The sequence below is a fragment of the Blastopirellula sediminis genome, assembly GCF_020966755.1.
Taxonomy (GTDB): domain Bacteria; phylum Planctomycetota; class Planctomycetia; order Pirellulales; family Pirellulaceae; genus Blastopirellula; species Blastopirellula sediminis.
In genome coordinates this window covers 401276-421839 of the sequence record NZ_JAJKFT010000004.1, presented here as the reverse complement: position 1 = coordinate 421839, position 20564 = coordinate 401276, and the positions used below count along the sequence as shown (strand labels likewise).

The window sequence follows — 20564 nt, the reverse complement described above, 5'->3', positions numbered from 1 at the left end:
AACGGTGTGATGACCAATCTCTCGGGCAAACGAATCGTAATCGCCGGCGGCAGCGGGTTTCTCGGTTTGTCTCTGGCGGAACATTTGTCGAGGGCCGGCGGAGAGGTCGTCATTCTTTCGCGGTCTCGGCCGCAGGCGGACGGCCGCTGGACGCATCTTTTCTGGGATGGGCGAACGCCAGGGGAATGGGTCAGCACGCTCGACGGAGCCGACGCCGTCGTTAACCTGGCGGGCCGGACGGTGAACTGCATCAAGACGCCCGACCATCAGGATGAGATCTTAAGGTCGCGGGTAGAATCGACGCGGGCCCTTGGCGCCGCGATGCGAACCGTCGGCAGCCCGCCGCCGGTTTGGGTGCAAATGAGCACCGCCCATATTTACGGCGATCCTCCGGCGGCCATCTGCACCGAAGACTCGGCCACGGGGATCGGTTTCGCGCCCACCATTGGCCATGCCTGGGAAGCTGCGTTTGCCGAAAGCAAGCTGCCGCAACAGCGCGGCGTGATCATGCGGACCAGTTTTGTGATCGGGCGAGATCGCGGCGCTGGCGGCGGCGCATTAGCGACGCTTCGCCTGCTTGCCAGAATTGGGTTAGGTGGTCGAGTCGGCAAAGGGACGCAGGGGATGTCCTGGATGCACGAAGCCGACTTCAACAAATTGTTCTCCCAAGCGATCACCGACGACTCGATGTCAGGCGTCTACATCGCCTCGGCGCCGAATCCCGTGTCGCAAGTCGACTTCATGCGGACGCTTCGCCAGGTGGTTCGGATGCCAATTGGCTTGCCGGCCTTCGAGTGGATGGTTCGTATCGGAGCCCCACTCGTATTTCGCACCGATCCGGAACTGGCCCTCTACGGTCGTTACGTCGTATCGAAGCGCCTGGCGGAAGCGGGGTTTGAGTTTCAGTTTCCGACGCTGGAACCGGCGCTGCGGGATCTGCATCAGTAGGCGGTTGGATCACCCGAGTTGCGTTGCATTTGCCGGTTAACGGATTCGGTCGGTAAAATGATTGGCAACATGACTTTTCGTTCAACGCGGTTTCCATGTCGCCTCGTCTGAAGCCGATCCTATGCCCCGCTCTCTTCACGTCATCCATCTGGCCCTTGCATCGGTCGTCCTCTTATCGCTCGCTTGCCAGAGGGAATCCCCTGACCCGCCGATTGTAGACGACGACGCGTCGGAAACTCACGCGGCCGCTACGAAAGACTTGTCGTCTCCCATCGTCGACAGGCCGCGGGTGATCGTCACCACCGATGGCGAGGCGGATGATCGCTGCTCGATGGTTCGCTTCCTGCTGACCTGCAATGAGTTTGAGGTCGAGGCGATCGTTAACAGCAGTTCCCAGTTTCATTGGGAAGGGGGAGAAGGTTGGAACGCGTTCCATCCGGTTGCGTGGGTCGACGAGTACATCGACCTTTACGCCCAAGTGTACGACAACCTGTTGTTGCACGATCCCAACTATCCGTCGCCTGAGTATCTGAAGAGTCGCTGGAAGGTCGGCAACATCAGCGCGATTGGTGAGGATGAGATTCGTACCGAAGGGGCGGAGTTCATCGCCAACATTCTGTTGGACGACAGTGATCCTCGCCCCATTTGGATTCAGGCCTGGGGAGGATGCAACACAATCGCTCGGGCGCTGCGGATCATCCAAGAAGAGCATCCGTCACGCATGAAAGAGGTTGCAGGGAAGCTGCGTCTGTTCCTGATCTGGGAACAGGATGAAACCTATCAGAGCTACATTCGTCCGAACTGGGAGCAGTTCGAGATACCGACGATCATTTCGGATCAGTTTGATTGCATGGCCTACATCTGGCCGAAGGTGCTCCCCGAAGAGACCAAGCGATACTTCGAAGCGGAGTGGATGGGGCAGCATATTCTGAACGATCATGGACCGTTATGCGCCGCCTACGAGGCCAAGGAGGGAGCTTTTCAAGCGGAAGGGGATACGCCTGCCTTCTTGCACGCGATTCCGAACGGCCTGCGTAGCGTCGATTCGCCGGACTGGGGCGGTTGGGGAGGAAGACATGTCCGAGTACGGAACAACGTCTGGATGGATCCGCCTCCGGCCGATGACTGGAAGCATCCCGAGGGGCGTTGGCATTTTGGCAACAGCTGGTCGAAGAAGTTGGAAAATGTCGCCGACCTGCCAGAACAACAGATGCGCACCCAGTACTTCAAGCCGATCTGGCGATGGTTGGCGCCGGTGCAAAATGATTTCGCCGCCCGTGCAGATTGGTGCGTAAAAGACTACGCTGCGGCCAATCATCCTCCGGTCGTCCAGCTGTTGGATACGCCGCTCGCTTTGAAGGCTTCTCCCGGCCAAGAAGTAACGCTCGACGCGACATCGACCATCGATCCTGACGGAGATGCGCTAAGCTTCCGTTGGTGGAATTACGTCGAGGCCGGAACTTATCCGGGCAAGCAATTGGACGAGTCGAGTTCTTCTCGAACGAAGATCACGATCCCGCACGATGCGCAACCGGGAGAAGAGATCCACATGATCTGCGAAGCGACCGACGCCGGATCGCCACCGCTTACGCGTTACCAACGCGTGGTGATCCGAGTTGAGAGCCCGTAAGGCGGCAGGTATCGGAACAACTTAGCCGGCTTCTAACGGACTCGCAAACGCTCCATTTCTCGTAGGATCAGAAAGCCGATTAGCACGCCCACCACTCCGCAAGAAAGGAACAAGACCTCTTGGCCGACGTGCGCCGGAAAGTACTGCTGAAAATAAACGGGAACCAGCATCACCCAACTCACTGCAGGCCCCAGCAGGAACTTGATCCCGACAATGTTCCCGGCCAATGTTGCAAGGAATACGCAGAGCGCAACGCCAAACCGGAGACCGAGACTAGAGCCCTGGGCGAAGTAAGCCGTGAGAACCGCGATTGCAACGCCGGCGCCAACGCATCCCATAAAGAGAAATGGGAACGGCAAGCCCCAGGCCGGATGCTGTGCGACTCCCCAGACGACCGCAAAGAGAATGGACGAAATCATCAGAGCGGCCCACCCTTGTCGAAGCGATTGAGGCGCGTTGACCTGTATCGCCCCCTTGGAGTCGTGGTGGAGCCGTTCCCAGCAATCGGTGCAGTAGGTCGCGTAAGATTGTCCCGCCGTCAGGCTTTCAAAGTACCCGAGCGTCGTCGCCTCTCGCTGGCAGTTGCAACAAGGCTGTTGCGCTTCGGCGCCAAGATCGTGCAGATCCGATGCGATTACTTCGAGCAGGCCGTCGAGCGCGCCTGGTTCGAGTTCTCGCTGTCGCTTGTTGTCGATCACCAACTGGAATCCCCAGTTCTCGTCATCGTCGTATTGCACAAACCAGTCTTCTGGAATTCCGCGGGAAGCGGCTCGCCGGAAAAACGCCTGATCAGGCTCGGAATTGCTCTCACTCCCGCCGTCGTCGGTTTCATCCGTTGAATCTTCTAATGCCGCATCCGACTGGCTGGGCGAGGAGAGATCAATCTGCAAGCGAACAGCGTCAAGATTCATGATGACGCAGATGCCGGAACAGATTCCGACCCAGTTTTTGCCTGTCCGAATACGACTAGGAACCCGGCGCAGTCCTGCCGAGTCCGCCATCAAGTCGACTGCCTCCGAAAACGCTTTCTGCTTCATGTGGGTAAGTCGCTCACGCAAGGAACGCTAAGATTCCAGGTCCAAGTGCGGACGCGGCAAGTCTATTAACCTCGCGGTCAAACCAGCCGATACGATCAGTCGTTCCCGCTCCGTTGATTTCGGTGGGCGCGGAGAGCGCCGTCGATCAGTATAACCTCTGGGCGCACCGGCCTTCAGTCAGTGGCGCCGGAGAAAAGAATGGTGCGACAGCGCCAATCTGCCGTTGCCTACGCACAAAGCGCTTAGGCCCAAGGTTTCATCTCAGGGAAATTCGAAGGCCTGGTCATTTCGGAACGAGGAACTGTACAACTTTCCTGCGGTCTATTCTTTCGAACTTTGAATTGCGGCGCCTGGAAGCTCTTTCAATGAAGAAATGTATTCTCGATCCGCAGCACTTAGGTTGGCGATCGGAATCTGGATTCTTTTGCCGTCGGTTCGCTGCAAGGTGACGACGTTGTTTTCCACTCCGACGATCTCCGCCTGGACTGAAAATTGGCCGGTCATGTCGGTCCATTTGCGAATGGGGAGAGTCCTTTTAACTGGCCCGTTCAAGGCGCCTCCCTTCGCTTCGGCCGAACGCTGTAAGGCGGCTTGGAGCGCCGCGATCTCTTTGGCGTGCTTTTCCGCGAGATCGGCATATTGTCGCTGCGTCTCGGCAAGCTTCTGGGCCAATGACTCGGCCCGCTTGTTCCATTCGGTCCGATCCTCCGCGTATTTCTGATTGAGCGCGGCGATATCATTGCGCAACTTTTCTTCTTTCGCTCCGGTCGCCGCCGCCATTTGGCTCCGTCGCTCTGCGGAGGCTTTCGACAGGGCGACCGATTGTTCCGCATCGGCCTGCATAGCTGCGTTTCGCTTGGAGAGGTCTTCGGCCTTGGCCGCGACAAACCCGAGGAGCATACGAAGGTTTACTTGATCCTCCGGCACACCCTGCGGGTCTGCGAACCGCGTTACCAGTCGCTTCCGTTCCGCTTCGATCTCCGTGAGCGGCGTCGATTCGTCGAAACCGGCGATCTGCTTTAGCCTCCTGTTTTCTTCGAGGGATCGCCTCCACCCATCCTGCGTCTCCCGCAGTTTGCTGAGTAACGCGGCGTCCGCCTGACCTTGCGCTTTCACGAAGGAATCGCAAGCGAGCACGCTCAGCATGCCGGTCGCAACAAGTACGGACAAACGGACTACGTCGCGGACTCCAAAACGGCAAACGAACATTTTCATCTCCTTGAATTGAACGCTTTGTTACTCGATTGACCGTCGCGTGTGACGCTCTCGCTTTACAACCACTTACTCATCTACCAGGCCCAAGATCAAAAACCACCTTCCGCATACCGGTTTCGTGAACTTGAGGCGGCGGGTAAGGAGGCAAATCCCAATCCAAGCCGCACTCCTCTAATCGCTCTCGCAACAAGCGCAGATCCCAAACGTAGAGCAGGTTCGTTTGCTGCCCCCATACGTACAACGACGAACCGTCAGGGCTAAAGCGGCGGGGATATAGTCTTTCGTTTTCACCAAGTCGAAGTTGGGCTAGTTCCGCTCCAGTTCGCCGATCGACAAGCCGCAGCGTCACCATGCGCCGAAGTCGTTCCCGGTCTTGCTCCAACAACTTTCCCAGAATCTGCTGGTCTCCCTGCGCCGCCAGAGCGAGCCATGCATTTACTTCCGGGTCGTTGGGAGGCGAAGTCTTCATAAGTCCATATCTGCACGCCAGTCGCAGTCGGGGACGGGTTGAGGTCAAGAAAGATCTCAATCTGGAATTTTATATGGCGGTAAACTCCCAGGGGAGAGAAATTCAGGCAAAGCAAAGTCACAAACGACACTGGAACCCATTGTTCTTACTGGGCTACGCAACACGAGAAGATAGACGTCTCTGTGCGCGCGACTTTCATGCGAGTCGACCAGATCCAGATTCCGCGACCGTCAAAAATAGTGGCCACCGCAACGCTTCCCGAAGCACTAAGTCGCTAGCGAAAAATCATTGCGTAGAGGATTCTACCCGCAGAGCCTCGAAAGTCAGACTGGGTCGAGCCCCTGCAATTACGACGTCGCCAACAAAAAAGGCTGGGTCTCGACCCAGCCTACGCAACTTCGTGATGATCGGGCGGAAGATCGCTGTCGCAGATGACAGCGCACCCCGACCGTTTTCAACGATATGCCATTAGTCCTTTAATTCGATATCGAAAGCGTTGTCGCCACCGGCGTTTACTTCAAACTCCAGCGGCGTATCGTCAACGGACATGTATTTTTTCGGCAACATGTCCTTATTCACATAATCTGGCTCGCCGGCGTGCTCGCCGTCTTGTTGAACTCCCTGCTGAACGCTAACGAGCTTTCGCACGGTGATCTTGTATTTGCCTGCCATGGCGCCGTCGCCGGGCTCGAAAGTCGAGATGGCGTACGTACCGTCTGCGCCGGAGGTGGCGTTCGCAATTTTGGCTTCTGAGTTGCTGGGAAGAAACTTGACCGCAGCTCCCTCCACGGCCGCACCTTTATAGGTCACCTTGCCGGTTACCGGAGTTGTAGGCGGATTCTGATTGCCGGCGCCACATCCGATCATAAACAGACAAACCGCCGCCGCGTTGATCAACTGAAGACTCTTGCTCATACCGCTTACCTTCGTTGGTTAAATCGTGGAACGAAAAAACGTCCGACCCGATGGGGTCGGACGTTCGCATGATGACTCGACGCCAGGCGCGTTATTCGCTAATCGCTTCGCCGCCATTGCGACTTCCCAAGGCTCCCCAAACGCCATACGGAGAAGCTCCGCTGGTGAAATTGAAGCTCGCTCCCTGGTTGCCGGAATCGATGGTCTCGGCGACAAATCGAACCGAACCATCTCCTAGGCTCGCCAAAACGCCGCCCGGGTGCAGGCTGCTTGCGCCCGGCAGCGCATAACTTCCATCATGGATGTTTCCACTGTTGCCGTCACCGGTGCAGCTGACGCTGTTCGGGGGAGCTGCGGCGAAGAAACCCGAATACGGCGACCGTCCGTCGTTCCAGCGCGAGTCTTCGATTTGCCCCATCCAAGTCATCGTTAGAGCGGCAGTACAATCCGAAGGCGAACTAGTAGAAGTCAGCGCGATCTGGGCGAAGGCGCCTTGATCAGCGCGAGCGCTCGCGAACATTGAAATCCGCTCGGAAAAAGCCATCGTGTTCGAGAGGCCGTCGGTAACGGCGGCGAAGGTCATCTTGTTCTTGGGGGCCACGTTGGTGGCGCCGCTCCCTTTTTGGAACATCCCACGCGTACTCTCCATTTGGCCGTCCCGATCGCGGAGGCGATCACCCAAGCACATGTGGTAATTCCGTCGGCACGTTTGGCCGCCGTTATAAGTGGCCGGCGGCGGCGATGTCGGACACTGAAAACCATCAAAGTTAAATTGCTGCCAATAGGTCGTGCTGCTCCAAGGCGCCGTTCCCAGGTCGTTCTGGATCAGTTCGTAGGTGTTGTTCTGTTCCAGGAACGGAAGCAGGGAGATGAAACCGCTGCGACGGTCATGATTTCCGCCGCCAATGTTTCGCAGCACCGGCATGTACCGGTACGTGTCGTGGTGATTGTGCAGCGAGAGCCCCAGTTGCTTCAAATTGTTCGAGCATTGCATACGGCGGGCAGCTTCCCGCGCTTGTTGAACCGCCGGCAGCAAAAGAGCGATCAAAACGCCGATAATTGCGATGACCACGAGCAGTTCGACCAGCGTAAAGGCTTTCCGTCGCCCAAAACGCTTTGCAAGAGACTTATGCATGTACGGGATTCCCTAGAAAAGAGGCATCGGGGCAAAATAGCAATGACAAGTGAGTTAGAAAAGGAATGGCGAGCAGAGAACAAAGACCACCAAAGGAAAACTCACCGCCATAAATACGAACCCACAGAAGGGTTAATATTGTTTAATGGTTATGACCTAACTCATGTATACGTGCAAGTGTAAAGAAGGACGAAATCCAGAAAGTTTCCAACAAACCATGTGAAAAACCGTAGGCATAGGGGGGGCACAAGAAGCAATTCTCTATGAAATTGCGCTTCTGCGTCCTCCATGAGGAAGCCGCCCCGCGGTAAACCTTGTCGGTGGAATCGATTCTGCTGCGGCTAGCTCTACCGTTGGCTTTTTCCTCACAGGTTGCGCTTTCGTTGCTATCGGCGGTTAACCGAAGTAATGCGTACGTCGTTACGCTTCCCCCTGTCTCAGGCAAGACTTCGGAGCCCCATACCGATGCGCCCCACGATTCTTGGCATCGCGTTTTTACTCTGCGTTGGATTTGGATTCCGCGATGCAAATGCGGAAGAGGCGACGTTCGTCACGCGCGCGGAATTGGACGATCTCTACGCTCGCTTGGCCGAGCATGAACGCTTGCTCGCGTCCGACATTCAGCAGGGAGCTTGTTGCTCTTCTCCCTGTTACCCGTGCAGCACTTGCCCCGGCGTAACCTTCGCCGCCGAACTGCTCCTCCTTAAACCCTTCCAATCGGAAGGGGAAGCGCCTGGTTTTGACTATCACGCGGCGCCCCGGATCTCGCTCGGCTATACGGGCGAAAAGGGACTTGGCTTCAACGTCCGCTGGTTCGACTACGACGCGTCGAATCCGAATGCCAACTTTTTCGATACCAGCGACATTCAGCTCACCGTCGTCGACTTTGAAATCAACGACAAGTTTGAGCTGGGACATTGGCAAGGTTTGATCAGCGGCGGCTTGCGATACGCCGACTACCAAGAATTCAGCTTCGGCGACTTCGAAACGATGGAAGATAGCTGGGGACCGGTCTTGGGAGTGCAATTGACCAGACCCCTCACCGAACACTTCGCCATCTTCGCCACCGCGCGCAGCTCATTCCAATACGCGGCCAACGGACTCGACAATGGCTTTGTGGTGGAAGACATGACGTTCACCATCAGCGAACTGCAACTCGGCGCCCAGTTCACGCGCCCTGGCCGCTGGGGCGGCGAGTGGTACTTTCGCGGCGCCTTTGAAGGCCAGTACTGGAGCGGCGGCACGATCGGCGACGGAGATACCGAAGACCTCAGTCTCGCCGGCGGGATGCTCGCGATTGGTTTGACCCGCTAAGGAACGCGGAAGCACTTCAGGTCGCCGCTCTTCCCTTTGCAGAAGATTTGGCCGTTGGCCAACACGACGTGCGGCCAGACGTCCTCCGAGAAAACGTTTTCAACCTTCGCCAGTTCGCGGAAACTGCCCGGCGACCTTTGGGCAGTTTCCGTCAGGGCCAAAGTTCCGCGGCCGCCCCACAAGATCAAGCGGTCGTCTCCCGTTAAGATGCACGAGCCAGCATCGCCGAAGTCCCCCCCTTCCCACACTTTCACTCCCGTTTCGAAGTCGAGACAGTAGAGCCGCTGCCAACACCAATAGACGTGTCCTGCGTGAACGATCGGGCTGCAGATCTTCGACGCCAGCGGCTGTTCCCAGATTTTCTTGGCGCCAGTGAGGCGGATTTCCAGCTTACAAATCGCGTTGCGGTTGTATTCGGAAGTGATCAAGATGTAGTTGTCGAAGACCGCCGGCGTGGCGATGCTGTTGGCGAAACTGGTCATCCACTCGTACTCGGCGACCGTCTCTCCCGCGTGACCAGGATCGAGTCGCGTGACGAGCAGCCCCTGAAAGGTGAACGCGGCGACGCTGGGAACTCCTTCGACCTCGATCGGCGCCAAACCGCCTGCATGGCCGGCGAAACCTTTCGCTTCGGAAAGCCAAATCTGCTTTCCGGTCCGTTTATCAAACGCCGCGAGCGTGCCGGCCTGCGCGCCGATTTCGACAATCAACCAATCGCCGTGCACCAAAGGCGCCGTGGTATAGCCATAGTCGCGGCGACCAGAACGTCCAATTCGCGGACGCTGCTCAACTTTGTAGATGTCGTACAGGTTCAAGCTCCAAACCTGTCTTCCTTTTTCCCCTGCGTCCCAACAGTTCAGATCGCCGTCGCAACTGAGCGTGTAAAGGTAGCCGGTCGCCGGATCATACTCCGGGGTCGAAGTTGGCCCGCCGTAGAGTCCCTGATCGCCGGTCGCCTGGCGACCGTATCGCGGGCAATTGTAAGAGACCGACCAGATCTCTTTGCCGGTTGACGCCTGTAGGCAGACGACGTGATCCTTGTTCGCCTTCCACCCGATCGCAAACAGCCGATCACCCACGACGATCGGCGAACTGGAGCCCTCATCAACGTTCTTCGTCCATGCCGGCGGAGACTTGATCCAGCCATCGGACGACCAGCCAGACCGATCGCTGGTGACGTCATCACGATTCGGCCCCCGCCAATGCGGCCAGTCTTCGGCGGTCGCCGTTACTGCGAGCAACAGGATTGCCGAGATGGCGCCAAGCGTCTGTAAAACCGTGCTTCGCATCGAAGGGCTCTTTCGTCCGAGGAAAACGTACGACGGCGGAACCGTCGATTATCGCTACTGAAGGAGGTCTTGTCGCATCGAAAACTGGCCTTCTCTGGAGAAAACCAAGTGGAACGCGTTAGCAAGATCCTACTGCCGGACATCGCCGCTCCGCCGCGTAGAAACGCGAGCGATAGGTCAAACCGAACTCTCGATCAACGCCGCGCAAAGTTCTGCGATCTCCCTCCAGTTCGGTTCAATCGTCAGATAGTGGCCGAAGCCCGGCGCCTCGTGAAACGTGACTCGCTCGCCGTGGCGTGCGGCAATCTGTCGCGCGGTCGACGGAGGGATGGCGAGATCGTCCGTACCCGACACCATCAAGATCGGACACATGACGGAGTCATAGTCGATCTTGGTCGTCTCGTTCTGATCGAACATCCAGAAGAAGAGTTCGAACAGGACCTGACCCGACTCAGGCCCTAATTGCTGGAATACCCGCCGCTGCTCTTCTTCAGCAAGTTTGTTCAGCCCAAAGCGCTGCATCGTTTCAAAGTCGGGAAGGAGCGTCTCTTCCCAAAACGGGCCGGCGGCCATGAACATCTTGGCCAACTCCCGTTCGTGATCGGTCGTCGGCAAGATTCCCCAGTTAACGCTGCCGTTGAGCAATATGATCGCGCTCGCCAAATCGCGCATCGCAAGTTTCTGGGCGATGACTCCGCCGAGCGAATGTCCGATCAAGATCGGCCGGGCGGCGAGCTTTTCCACATACGCCGCAATATCTTCCACGTAGTCGGCGATGCTCAATCCCCGCAGCAGCGCCGCATCTTGCGGCGCCGGCGATGGATCATGGTAGCGATAGGCGGGTGAGTGACATTCGTACCCTTGCCCGGCAAAAAAGTGGGCGAAGTTCGCCATGGTCCACGGCCCGGCGTTGGTTCCATGGATAAATACGATCGGCGTCTGCATGATTCGACAATCCCGTTCGCCGCAGTCGGAGCTTGGATGCTTCCGTCACCAAGTCAGGCTAACAAGAAAGCGAAACGGCGGCATCCACCAGGATACCGCCGCTTCACCGAACGTCTAAAAATTCCCTTCGCGCACCTGCCCTTGGCGGAGTCCTGTGCGATACTCGACGATCTTTTCAGGCGTCGCCGTGGCATTTTCGGGCAGCACAACCTCTCCTTTCGCCGCACTCTTCTGTGCGATGCTCTGGAGTTGAGCGAGAACCCCGGAGCCATTCAGAGCGCTCTTGGAGTCATCGTAATACTCGAACCAGGGAAGCCCCGCTTGGCTGTAACTCTTCGCGGTCGGCGCCGGATGCGGCGGCGGCGAGTTCGTGATCGATTGCCACACCATCGAGTTGCAGAGGTGGACGAAACAACGGCTGCTGACGGCGGTTTGCCAGTCGGTGAAGTCGTACGGGTCATCGTAAACCTCTTGTCGCATCATGCCCCCTGGCGCTAAGCCCATGTCTGGCGCCACCTTACAATGGAGTTCCGACATGATTATCGAACGAGATCGTCCCACCTCTCGACGTTTGGGAAAACGTCTTTCAAATACGTCACGTTTCATCGGGCAGACGGCGATCTGCAAACCGCCATATTCGGCGTTGCCGGTGATCTGCTCTTCGGCCGAATAGCCGCTTCCCAGCGGCATCGCGACGAACTGACGGATCAACCCCTTTTCGACGACAAAACCATCCAACCAAGGCTGTTCCGGAACAACCAGGTAGTCTTGCGACTCGCGGCGCAGCCCATTTTGCCAGGCCTGTCCCGAGACGGCGCACTGCTTCCCCGCGGCGATCTTTATGGCAAATGGGTACGCTGCGTCATGCCCATCGACAAACTCAGAATCAAAGTTCAACCACATCGCTTCGGACTGATACATCGGCAGCATGACGCCCCCCCGCTTCAGCCATTGAGCGGAAACCGATTCCGCGAAGTCATCAACATGCCGCAGCGGGAATTCGCCCAACCCCGGCGGCAACGGGTAAGTGTTGTCGTCATCAGGAATGCGCAGCGTCCGTTGAAAACTGATGCTCAGTTTCGCCTGCGGATGAACTTCGGGAAACGTAAAAACGAGTTGGTCGGACTTGAGTTCAATCATGATTCGATTCCCCCTAATGAAACAGATAAGTTCAGTCGGTCGCAGTTACCATTCCCCGTCGCGAACCTCACGTACGATCCGCAACACCGCATGATCCGGCATGTCTTTGAGCTGACGGATCAACTCGGCGAATAGCTGCGGGCGACGGAGAATGACCTCCTGCAAATCGCCCGAAACCTTGCCTGCCAACGCCAGCAACACGTCCGGGTCTTCCCCCAACTCAGCCGCGATCGCCAGAATCGTTTTCTCGGAAGGAGGAGGCTGTTGCCCGCGCTCCACCTTGCTGAGATACGACGGCTCAACGCCGACCCGAACGGCAAGTTGACGCACCGAGAAACTAGCGTCGTCGGCACGCCGCTGCTCTCGAAGTTTTCGTAAATGGTCGCCAAAACTGCTCATGTGTGTACTATATACTACACACTCCACGCGTCAAGCGGATTTCTCGTAAATTTCCCGGCGTGACGAGCGTGAGATGATGCTCCAAAGCGACCATTTGCAACGGGTCGAATCGCTCATTACGCAAACTGTGAGACCTATCGATTGCGGCTTAGAATCTAAGCAAGCGGGCGGTTTCGTCGCCGTAACCACGATCGGGAAGAACTAGCCACGAAGTGTCCCTCCCGTTCATTTTCTTTCCCCACAGTCAGGGCATTTACCCAAATGAATGGCATTCGAACAATTGGCGCAATTGCCGGCATCGTGGTTTTCTGTATCGTGATCTTATCTGCCGTGTTTTGGGTCTCCCAGCAAATCCAAAGGAACAAATTTCGCGAGATCGACAATCGCATCCAGCAGATAGAAAATGGAATGAGATTCAGGACCTAAGCAAGGGCAGAGTGTTGAAAGAGCTTGTCGTCATGTTTCGTCGGCTTGACGACGAGAAAATTGCCTGGGATGCGTATCGCACTTTGGATTACGCGCAACCCGAATACATGGAACAAGTGCCGCTGGTTCTCGCGGATGGCGGCGGCGACCATGCTGACGAGGCGTCCAAGTACGCAATCGCCGCGAACGAAGCGTTGGCCCGCGCTATCATTCGCCATCACCCGCATATATTGCAAGACGACGCTCCGCAGCTACTCCAGCGCCGATCCGCCAGATTCCGAGCCGTGATTGCCGAATATCAGTCCGAAAACCGGCAAGAAGACGTTGCCGCAATTCTGAGGACGGCCATGGAGTCGCGCGACGACGCGCTGATCTCAGCCACGCTGCAAGGTCTGCGCAGCGCGATCGCACAACACAGACTCCAGGGCTCGTCGCGTAACGCAGTATTCAGCCTCTTGCTCCGGCTTTGCACCTGGCCGAGTGAATTTCTCCCAGACGTTCCCTCACTTGTCGCTTCTCTAGATCCGGAACGGGCGAAAACGGAGCTGGTATCGGCAGAAATGCTCAACCCAGAGAATCCGGCGTTAGCGGCGATTCTTCGTACCGCTTGCGAATTGGATTCCGATGTGTCGGCCGATTCCCTGCTGACCATTTTTGAACGAGTCGATCGCGATCGCCCAGGCAATGACCGGCGTTCCCACTTGATTCTCACTTGGGTGGTTCGGCTGGCGATGCGGAAACAAAACGCCCCCTTTGAACCCATACTCGCAACAGCAAGTCGGCATAGCGATCCTGACGTGAAACGACTGGGATTGCTCGGACGAGTCAAATTGCGTTGGCCGCACGACCCGATCCGGGCTTCCGTCGAGGCCGTCAATTCAACCTCGCTAAAGTCGCTTTCCAGTCCCGTCAAAGTTGTCGCTTTCGCGTCGAAGTACATCGACGAGGTCGAGGAACCGGAAGACGGGCTGCTGGCCTTCGCGCGAAAAACGTCGGAGAAGCGTTTTCGGTACACGCTCAAGTCGTTGGGAACGCTCAAGGCCACGCCGCATGTCAACGCGTTGACCTGGCTTCTCGACGAACTTGGCGAGAATCCCAGAGCGGGTCTAAAGGAAATGCGCGGGGCCGAACTCAAAGCGTTTGGCAAGTCGCTTTCCGCCCTGGCCAAGCGACTCGACTTTGATCGTCTTAGAATCCTTCTCTATCAATTCATCCTCGCCAACGGCGAGGCATTTGCGGCGAATTGAGTTGCTTGGGCGTCCTGGTGGCACTGCTTTATCGTCTTTCTTGGGCGCTATTGTCGTCTGCGACAGTCTCTTTTGCCTACCGGTAGAGCTTCAAATCAGCACAGCATTGCATTGTGGAACGGAAGTCAAAAGAATGGCTTGATAGTAATTGCCTGAACGTTTTACGATGCCGACCCCATCGCGCGAACTGGTTGAAGAGCACTGTCGCAGACGACAGTGGCACCCGAAGGAAGAGATCGGCTAACAGCGCCACCCTGCCGACGAGGAACAGATTTCCGACTTGATGGGCGAACCACTGATTCGCCGTATACGCCATCTTCCCTAATTCAATGAGTCCGGTCACATTCCCCCAGGCGCCGTCAATGAAGAAGCCCTCAGCGAAACCTCCTTGGTAATTGAGATTGTTCCGGCTGTAGGTGAGTTCGTACCACAGATCTTCTTTGTATCGCTCCCCGACCGCTTGAAACTCTTGGTCGTTTTCGGTCCGCACGAAGCCTGTGAGGTACGCTTGCAGTCTTTCGTATCCATTTTCGCCAATGACAGGACGTTGTTGACTTTCGACGACGTCAACAACTCTTCGGCGAGCTATATCCCCCCTTCATCGGCAAGCTCTTCTCAAAATCGCATGCTGCTATGGCCTTGACATTCCACTCCCACAGATCGCCTAGCAACGTGCCGACAGACTTGATGTACGTTTCTTCCGGCACGTATTCTTCCGGCTCCATTTCCAAATAGAACCGATAGAATAGAAAGCCATCGGGGGCCTGTAACCTCCGAGTTTCGTCAAAGTCTTCATTGTTCACGACATCAATCTCGCCCCAATTCGTTCGCACTGACCATCGCTCGTTCTTTCCACTTGTGCAGTCCGCAATCCTCTGCACAAGCTCTTCCTTTGAGATATCGATGTCAACAAAGATTTTGCAAAAGAGGTTCATTTGAGTTTCCAAGTGATTGCGATGCTTATGGTACAGGAATAGTTGGCGGCTGATCGAACGGGCCGCCACGCCTGATAACGGAAAGATCCACATCCATGCCGAGCAATCTCTGCAATTTTCGTCGCAGGCCACGCAGACCAGCTTCACCTGCTTGAATCTTTCCCGTCTGAATAGCGTGGAGCATTGTTCGCTCCTTTGCTGAGTCTGGTGTGCCCCTCACTTAATCTTTGCGCATTTTTTCGCAGGAAGTGGTTGAGGAACGGACCTCCGTGTGATGTCGAGATAGCCGTGTTCGACAAGAACATGGCGGACGGCTCGACGGTGATGAATCGCTAGTAACATGTCGGTCAGTGCATCGCCTCGGGTGGACGCTTCCTGGTTTCGTTCACGTTCGTATTGTAGTACGGCGGCGCGGAACGTGTCACGTTCGATGTCGTCGATGGGAACGCGAGCCGCGAAGCGGCTGGCAGGCGTTCCGGCGGCGAAGCCGCCGGGGTAGCTTTCTTCATTTGCCCAACGCTGGGCCGCATGAAGATCGTTGGTCGTCCAGTCAAGGTAACGTCCCTGGCGGGCGGCCAGGTATTCGGTGCGGCGTTTCGCCGCCCCGATTCCCGCCTCGCACGCCCCGTTGTAACGTGGCATACGAACCGGTGAGAGAAGCGGTACCACCAGGTGCTCCGACAGCCAGGCGCCGAAGTCGCCGCTCTTGAAGGCCGAGCCGTTATCGCTCTTGAGCGCTAGCGGGGCGCCATACTCAAGCGTCAGAGCCTGGAGCACCGGGACCGCCTCGGCCGCGGTGGCTTCCGCCACCGGCGTCCAGGCCAGTTGCATGCCGCTTGCCAGATCACGAACGGCCAGGATCTGGCGGAAGTGACCATCGATCGGCTGGGGCGGCTCGCCGTGATCGATGGCCCAGACGGAGCCCGGCCGACGCCAACGTTGTCTCGCAGGCATGGTCGAGTCCCAGCTTGCGCAAATTGCGGATGACAAGCGTCTTGCCGCTAATCGTCGAACTCGTTTCTAACGCGTCTGAAAACTCTGTCCCGTCTCCGGTTCTGCTGGGTCTCGATCCAGCCTACCGGATCGCCCAACGTTGTCTCTTGACAAAGCGCACGGATTCGTGATCGATTGCGGGGTGATTTAAAGTCGTGCGTCCTGATTTTGGAAGTGCGAATTGCCGGCCGTTTTTTGGGCTGGGGCGATTCGCGCTGGCGGTCGCGGCTGCGATCTTTTGGTGCGAGGTTTCGGTGGGGACCGCCTAAAAAAATTTGGTTGCGGTCCAGTCCACTGTGTGGCGAAAAAAATCGCGTGCTGCGGTCCACATGATAGGCGGCCTGGGGAGAATGCGTGAGAGCAAATGGGAGCTATTGGACGGGAGAGTAGGTTCGCGAAAAAAATGCGTCAGCGGTCCAGTCCACTCCGCACGAAAAAAAAGGAGAGCGCGCGGTCCAGTCCAGTTTGCTGGGCGAGTGTGCCCAAGGGATCCGGCCGGATGGCGCGGCATCTTGTCGCTACGCGACCCGCCCAGTCTTTGGAGAGACTGGACGGGCCACCCGGAACGAGCGCGTGGCGCAAAAAAATGGGGACGGCGGTCCAGTCGACATCGGAGGCGATTGATTTGTTCTGCCGCTTTGGGATGAGCGAGGCCTTTTGGGGCTCAAAAAAATGGGGGCGAGTCCAGCCCACTGTTTGGAAGACATGCTCTTCTCGCGAAGACGCGATAAGAGCATGGCGCCGGGCGCCGGGCGTTGCGTAGATCGGCGCCTCAAAAAAAATGTAGCGCTGGAGTCCACTGTCCGTTTGAGCGCAAACGAATCACGTTGGTCCAGGTCGACGCGAAAAAAAATCGGACAGCGGTCCGGTCCGCTTTTGCTCGAGATGCGTTTCTCGCTGGCGAAAACGCGCTAAGTGCAAGATTCTGGCCCAGGACGCCCGATTTGCCATCCGAGAATTCGCCCAATCTGCAAGGCAATGGCCCCTGATTTCGAGTACAACCAGGAACAACTCCGCGAGCTCGCGTCTTGTTTTCGCAGGATCCGCCCGATTGGCAAGTGGCGGATTGGGAGTTGGACAATTCAACTGTTTGAGGTTCGTTGCAGCGGTGATTCAGAAAGAAACGATGACGGCCGATACATTGGCGGAGCTTTTTCAACCGCGGCGCAAAATCACCGGGATGTCGGCGATTTTGCTCCCCTTCGCGGCCGATGGCGCGATTGACTGGGACGGCTTTGCGGCCCATGTGCAGCGAACCGACGCGGCCGGACTGGCCCCGGCCGTGAACATGGATACCGGCTACGGCAACTTGATCGACGATACGATCCGGCGTCAGGCGCTGAAGCTGACGCGCGAGTTGATCGGGGACCGCCAGTTTGTGGCCGGCGCCTTTGTCGGCGACACGCCGGGCGACGCTTTTAACCTGGACGCCTATCGCCAGCAGATCGACTTGATCACCGAATATACCGGGACGCCGGTGATCTTTCAGTCGTATGGCTTGACCGGCCAAAGCGACGCCGCGATTGCCGACGCCTATCGCCAACTGGGCGAGTGTGCCGGCGAGTTCATCGGCTTTGAGCTGGGAACGATGTTCGCTCCGTTCGGCAAAATCTATTCGTTGGAACTGTACGCCGAGCTGATGGGAATCCAACAGTGCAGCGGAGCGAAACATTCGTCTCTCAGCCGCGAACTGGAATGGCAGCGACTTTCGCTGCGTAACAAGCTGCGACCGGACTTTCGCGTTTTCACCGGGAACGACCTGGCGATCGACATGGTGATGTACGGCAGCGACTACCTGCTGGGACTGAGCACCTTCGCTCCGGAAGAATTCGCCAAACGAGACGCCTATTGGGAGAGCGGCGATCCTCGCTTTTATGAGCTGAACGATTTGCTGCAGTATCTCGGCTTCTTCGCGTTTCGAAATCCGGTCCCGGCCTACAAGCATAGCGCGGCGCAGTTCCTGTATGATCGAGGCTGGATCAAGTCTTCGCTCACGCATCCGAACAGCCCGCAGCGACCTGATTCGGACGAACCAATCCTGCATGACATTCTGCTGCGGTTAGAAGCGTTGACTCGATAGCACACTTTTCGCATCCCGCAGCATGCCGGCGATTGGTCGCGAGGAACAAGATGGATAAGAAGTTGACCGTCGCCCTGCATGGCGTCACCGGCCGGATGGGAACGAATCAACATTTTATGCGTTCGATTCTGGCCATCATGAAACAAGGTGGCGTCCGGCTCGCCAGCGGCGACATGCTGCAAGTCGAACCGATCTTGGTCGCCCGCGAGGAGTCGAAGCTGCGACACTTGGCGGAGGAAGTCGCCGTGCGCGAGATCGGCCGCGCGGTGGAGTTCACTACCGACTTAGACGCGGTGATCGCTGATAGCCGCGTCGATATCGTGTTCGACGCCGGCGTTACTCCCCATCGCCCCAGCGTTATTCGCCAAGCGGTGGAGCAGGGGAAGGCGGTCTACTGCGAAAAGCCGATTGCGATTGAAATGGCCGATGCGCTCGAGCTCGCCGATTGCTGCGAGCAGGCCGGCGTCAAGAATGGCGTGGTGCAGGACAAGCTGTGGCTCCCTGGCATTCGCCACTTGCGGACGCTGCGCGACGAAGGCTTCTTCGGCAAGATCCTGAGCGTCCGCGGCGAGTTTGGCTACTGGGTCTTTTCGGGTCACGATGGCGATCGCCCTGCCCAGCGTCCGAGCTGGAACTATCGGGCCGAAGACGGCGGCGGGATCATCATCGACATGTTCTGCCACTGGCAATACGTGCTCAACGACTTGCTTGGCCCGATCGAGTCAGTCCTCGCTCACGCGGCGATCGATATACCGGAGCGGATCGATGAACAAGGCGACGCGTACGCCTGCACGGCGGACGACGCCGCCTATGCGATCTTTGAAATGGCGAGCGGCGTCATTTGCCAATTCAACTGCTCCTGGTCTACGCGCGTCCGCCGCGACGATCTGCTGACGATTCAAATCGACGGCACGCACGGATCAGCCGTCGCAGGCCTGCGCGACTGCTGGGTGCAAAGCCTTGGCTCGACCCCGCAGCCGGTTTGGAATCCGGACATACCCCAGCCGATCAACTTCTACGAAGGGTGGCGCAAGTTGCCCAGCGCAACGCACGAGGAGAACGCATTCAAAACCGAGTGGGAACTCTTCCTGAAGCACGTAGCCGGCGAAGGGGACTTTCCCTGGTCAATCCGCTCCGGCGCCGACGGCGTCGCGTTGGCTCAGGCCGGGATGACATCCTGGCGCGAGCGGCGCTGGGTGAAGCCGCAGGAATTGCTGGCGCCAGATAACCCGAGCGGCGCCGCAAGTCGCAGCTGATTCTCCCTGAACATCTCTCACCAGAGGCGCGTCCTTCTTCGGGAGATCTTGGCGCTTATTTTGGGGCCAAATCAGGGAATTCACAGATATTGAAATCGTGAAAACAAAATTGTTGACCCGAGAAAGTGTAAAACATACACTTAGTGTAACAACAGTTCAATTCGAGCGGTGAAACCTCATCTTTGAAGGACTTCAGCAATGTTCGGGATCAGCTATGTGAAGGCGCCCCCTTCGACGCATGTCATGTTGTTCCGCAGGGGCAAAGTCGTCTGCGAAGGCGCCGGTCTATCCTTCTTCTATTTCGCTCCCACGTCGACGCTCGTTCAACTTCCGCTGGCCAGTACCGACGTGCCGTTCGTCTTCAACGAAGTGACGGCCGACTTTCAAGACGCCACGATTCAAGGAGAGCTGACGTTCCGCGTGACCAACCCCGGCAAGCTCGCGACGCTGTTGGATTTCAGCGTCGACGCTTGGGGACGGTACCGATCGGACGACCCGACGAAACTCAATGACCGCTTGATTCACACCACGCAGACGTTGGCCCGGGCCTTCACGCTGAAGAAGTCGCTACGCGAGTTGCTGACCAGCAGCGACGAACTCGTCGCCCAGGTCTTCGCCCAACTGTCCGCTTCGCCCGCCGTGGCGCTGCTCGGCGTGGAGGTAATGAACCTTTCGGTCTTGTCGATCAAAGCGACGCCGGAGATGGCGAAAGCGCTCCAGGCCGAAGCTCGCGAAAAGCTGCTGTTGGAAGCGGACGAAGCGATCTACGCTCGTCGTAATACGGCGGTCGAACTCGAACGTCAGATCAAAGAGAACGAACTGAACACCGAGATCGCCGTCCAGCAAAAACAGCGTCAGGTTCGCGAAACGAAACTGAAGGCCGATATCGCGATCGAACAGGAACGTGCGACGCTGGTCGACCGCAAGATCGAGAACGAACGGAAAGAATCGGAGGCGAAGGCCGACGCTTTGAAGGCGATGCTCGAACCGCTGAAGGACATCGATTGGCGAACGCTGTTGGCGGCCGCCCCCGGCGGATTGGACGCCAATCAGTTGATCGCGATGGCGTTCCGCGACCTGGCCGACAACGCCGAAAACATCGGCAACTTGAACATCTCGCCTGACTTGTTGTCGACGCTGCTGGACGGACAAGATTCGTCTGGCGAAGGGAAACGCCGCAAACGCTAGTCG

At 57.4% G+C, this 20564-nt stretch carries 18 protein-coding genes; 7 read left to right on the top strand and 11 right to left on the bottom strand.

The window, feature by feature from the left end:
• The first annotated feature begins 9 nt into the window (after nucleotides 1–9).
• Nucleotides 10–948, top strand: a complete 939-nt coding sequence (locus LOC68_RS05465; RefSeq protein WP_230216561.1) for a TIGR01777 family oxidoreductase — start codon at nucleotides 10–12, stop codon at nucleotides 946–948.
• Nucleotides 949–1069: 121 nt separating this feature from the next.
• Nucleotides 1070–2578, top strand: a complete 1509-nt coding sequence (locus LOC68_RS05460; RefSeq protein WP_230216560.1) for a nucleoside hydrolase-like domain-containing protein — start codon at nucleotides 1070–1072, stop codon at nucleotides 2576–2578.
• Nucleotides 2579–2610: 32 nt separating this feature from the next.
• Here LOC68_RS05460 and LOC68_RS05455 read toward each other — a convergent pair whose 3' ends face one another.
• From LOC68_RS05455 to LOC68_RS05440, 4 genes are all read right to left on the bottom strand, one after another.
• Nucleotides 2611–3489 (bottom strand): hypothetical protein, encoded by an 879-nt coding sequence (locus tag LOC68_RS05455; protein ID WP_230216558.1) that lies wholly within the window; start codon nucleotides 3487–3489, stop codon nucleotides 2611–2613.
• A 447-nt stretch (nucleotides 3490–3936) separates the two neighbouring features.
• Nucleotides 3937–4824, bottom strand: a complete 888-nt coding sequence (locus LOC68_RS05450; RefSeq protein WP_230216556.1) for an SHD1 domain-containing protein — start codon at nucleotides 4822–4824, stop codon at nucleotides 3937–3939.
• A gap of 943 nt (nucleotides 4825–5767) precedes the next feature.
• The gene (locus tag LOC68_RS05445; RefSeq protein ID WP_230216554.1) at nucleotides 5768–6196 is read right to left on the bottom strand and encodes a carboxypeptidase-like regulatory domain-containing protein; all 429 of its coding nucleotides are present in this window, start codon (nucleotides 6194–6196) and stop codon (nucleotides 5768–5770) included.
• 109 nt (nucleotides 6197–6305) lie between these two features.
• Nucleotides 6306–7349: a DUF1559 domain-containing protein gene (locus tag LOC68_RS05440; RefSeq protein WP_230216552.1), complete on the bottom strand. Its 1044-nt coding sequence runs from the start codon at nucleotides 7347–7349 to the stop codon at nucleotides 6306–6308.
• Nucleotides 7350–7814: 465 nt separating this feature from the next.
• Between LOC68_RS05440 and LOC68_RS05435 the strand changes: the two genes are divergently transcribed.
• Nucleotides 7815–8663 carry a hypothetical protein gene (locus LOC68_RS05435; RefSeq protein WP_230216550.1) on the top strand — a complete coding sequence of 283 codons (849 nt, stop codon included), beginning with the start codon at nucleotides 7815–7817 and terminating at the stop codon, nucleotides 8661–8663.
• Here the strand turns inward: LOC68_RS05435 and LOC68_RS05430 are convergent.
• The 4 genes from LOC68_RS05430 to LOC68_RS05415 all read right to left on the bottom strand — a co-directional run bounded on the left by LOC68_RS05430 (nucleotide 8660) and on the right by LOC68_RS05415 (nucleotide 12436).
• A complete protein-coding gene (locus tag LOC68_RS05430; RefSeq protein ID WP_230216548.1) occupies nucleotides 8660–9952 on the bottom strand; it encodes an outer membrane protein assembly factor BamB family protein in 1293 nt (430 codons plus the stop codon). The two genes, LOC68_RS05435 and LOC68_RS05430, sit on opposite strands and share 4 nt — an antisense overlap.
• 177 nt (nucleotides 9953–10129) lie before the next feature.
• A complete protein-coding gene (locus LOC68_RS05425; protein WP_230216546.1) occupies nucleotides 10130–10897 on the bottom strand; it encodes an alpha/beta hydrolase in 768 nt (255 codons plus the stop codon).
• A gap of 114 nt (nucleotides 10898–11011) precedes the next feature.
• A complete protein-coding gene (locus LOC68_RS05420; protein WP_230216544.1) occupies nucleotides 11012–12037 on the bottom strand; it encodes a hypothetical protein in 1026 nt (341 codons plus the stop codon).
• A 45-nt stretch (nucleotides 12038–12082) separates the two neighbouring features.
• A complete protein-coding gene (locus LOC68_RS05415; protein ID WP_230216542.1) occupies nucleotides 12083–12436 on the bottom strand; it encodes a helix-turn-helix domain-containing protein in 354 nt (117 codons plus the stop codon).
• A 458-nt stretch (nucleotides 12437–12894) separates the two neighbouring features.
• On the opposite strand from LOC68_RS05415, the gene LOC68_RS05410 reads away from it, so the two are divergent.
• The gene (locus LOC68_RS05410) at nucleotides 12895–14109 is read left to right on the top strand and encodes a hypothetical protein (RefSeq protein ID WP_230216540.1); all 1215 of its coding nucleotides are present in this window, start codon (nucleotides 12895–12897) and stop codon (nucleotides 14107–14109) included.
• Between the two features lie 76 nt (nucleotides 14110–14185).
• On the opposite strand, the gene LOC68_RS05405 is transcribed toward LOC68_RS05410, so the two are convergent.
• The 3 genes from LOC68_RS05405 to LOC68_RS05395 form a co-directional block, all read right to left on the bottom strand.
• Entirely contained in the window at nucleotides 14186–14599 is a 414-nt protein-coding gene (locus LOC68_RS05405; RefSeq protein ID WP_230216538.1) for a hypothetical protein, read from the bottom strand.
• Nucleotides 14600–14675: 76 nt separating this feature from the next.
• Nucleotides 14676–15191, bottom strand: coding sequence for a hypothetical protein (locus tag LOC68_RS05400; protein WP_230216536.1), 516 nt, complete (start codon nucleotides 15189–15191; stop codon nucleotides 14676–14678).
• 69 nt (nucleotides 15192–15260) lie between these two features.
• Nucleotides 15261–15998 (bottom strand): integrase catalytic domain-containing protein, encoded by a 738-nt coding sequence (locus tag LOC68_RS05395; protein ID WP_230216534.1) that lies wholly within the window; start codon nucleotides 15996–15998, stop codon nucleotides 15261–15263.
• Nucleotides 15999–17163: 1165 nt separating this feature from the next.
• Here LOC68_RS05395 and LOC68_RS05390 point away from each other — a divergent pair.
• The 3 genes from LOC68_RS05390 (at nucleotide 17164) to LOC68_RS05380 (ending at nucleotide 20561) form a co-directional block, all read left to right on the top strand.
• Nucleotides 17164–18117: a dihydrodipicolinate synthase family protein gene (locus LOC68_RS05390; RefSeq protein ID WP_230216532.1), complete on the top strand. Its 954-nt coding sequence runs from the start codon at nucleotides 17164–17166 to the stop codon at nucleotides 18115–18117.
• 50 nt (nucleotides 18118–18167) lie between these two features.
• Nucleotides 18168–19373 carry a Gfo/Idh/MocA family protein gene (locus tag LOC68_RS05385; protein WP_230216530.1) on the top strand — a complete coding sequence of 402 codons (1206 nt, stop codon included), beginning with the start codon at nucleotides 18168–18170 and terminating at the stop codon, nucleotides 19371–19373.
• Nucleotides 19374–19571: 198 nt separating this feature from the next.
• Nucleotides 19572–20561, top strand: coding sequence for an SPFH domain-containing protein (locus tag LOC68_RS05380; RefSeq protein ID WP_230216528.1), 990 nt, complete (start codon nucleotides 19572–19574; stop codon nucleotides 20559–20561).
• Nucleotides 20562–20564: the final 3 nt, after the last annotated feature.

What these genes read in the sequence shown, in the direction of transcription:
- LOC68_RS05430 (WP_230216548.1), bottom strand. Translation starts at nt 9,952, where the DNA reads ATGCGAAGCACGGTTTTACAGACGCTTGGCGCCATCTCGGCAATCCTG.
- LOC68_RS05460 (WP_230216560.1), top strand. Translation starts at nt 1,070, where the DNA reads ATGCCCCGCTCTCTTCACGTCATCCATCTGGCCCTTGCATCGGTCGTC.
- LOC68_RS05455 (WP_230216558.1), bottom strand. Translation starts at nt 3,489, where the DNA reads ATGAATCTTGACGCTGTTCGCTTGCAGATTGATCTCTCCTCGCCCAGC.
- LOC68_RS05410 (WP_230216540.1), top strand. Translation starts at nt 12,895, where the DNA reads ATGTTTCGTCGGCTTGACGACGAGAAAATTGCCTGGGATGCGTATCGC.
- LOC68_RS05390 (WP_230216532.1), top strand. Translation starts at nt 17,164, where the DNA reads ATGACGGCCGATACATTGGCGGAGCTTTTTCAACCGCGGCGCAAAATC.
- LOC68_RS05395 (WP_230216534.1), bottom strand. Translation starts at nt 15,998, where the DNA reads ATGCCTGCGAGACAACGTTGGCGTCGGCCGGGCTCCGTCTGGGCCATC.
- LOC68_RS05385 (WP_230216530.1), top strand. Translation starts at nt 18,168, where the DNA reads ATGGATAAGAAGTTGACCGTCGCCCTGCATGGCGTCACCGGCCGGATG.
- LOC68_RS05415 (WP_230216542.1), bottom strand. Translation starts at nt 12,436, where the DNA reads ATGAGCAGTTTTGGCGACCATTTACGAAAACTTCGAGAGCAGCGGCGT.
- LOC68_RS05380 (WP_230216528.1), top strand. Translation starts at nt 19,572, where the DNA reads ATGTTCGGGATCAGCTATGTGAAGGCGCCCCCTTCGACGCATGTCATG.
- LOC68_RS05420 (WP_230216544.1), bottom strand. Translation starts at nt 12,037, where the DNA reads ATGATTGAACTCAAGTCCGACCAACTCGTTTTTACGTTTCCCGAAGTT.
- LOC68_RS05465 (WP_230216561.1), top strand. Translation starts at nt 10, where the DNA reads ATGACCAATCTCTCGGGCAAACGAATCGTAATCGCCGGCGGCAGCGGG.
- LOC68_RS05450 (WP_230216556.1), bottom strand. Translation starts at nt 4,824, where the DNA reads ATGTTCGTTTGCCGTTTTGGAGTCCGCGACGTAGTCCGTTTGTCCGTA.
- LOC68_RS05425 (WP_230216546.1), bottom strand. Translation starts at nt 10,897, where the DNA reads ATGCAGACGCCGATCGTATTTATCCATGGAACCAACGCCGGGCCGTGG.
- LOC68_RS05440 (WP_230216552.1), bottom strand. Translation starts at nt 7,349, where the DNA reads ATGCATAAGTCTCTTGCAAAGCGTTTTGGGCGACGGAAAGCCTTTACG.
- LOC68_RS05435 (WP_230216550.1), top strand. Translation starts at nt 7,815, where the DNA reads ATGCGCCCCACGATTCTTGGCATCGCGTTTTTACTCTGCGTTGGATTT.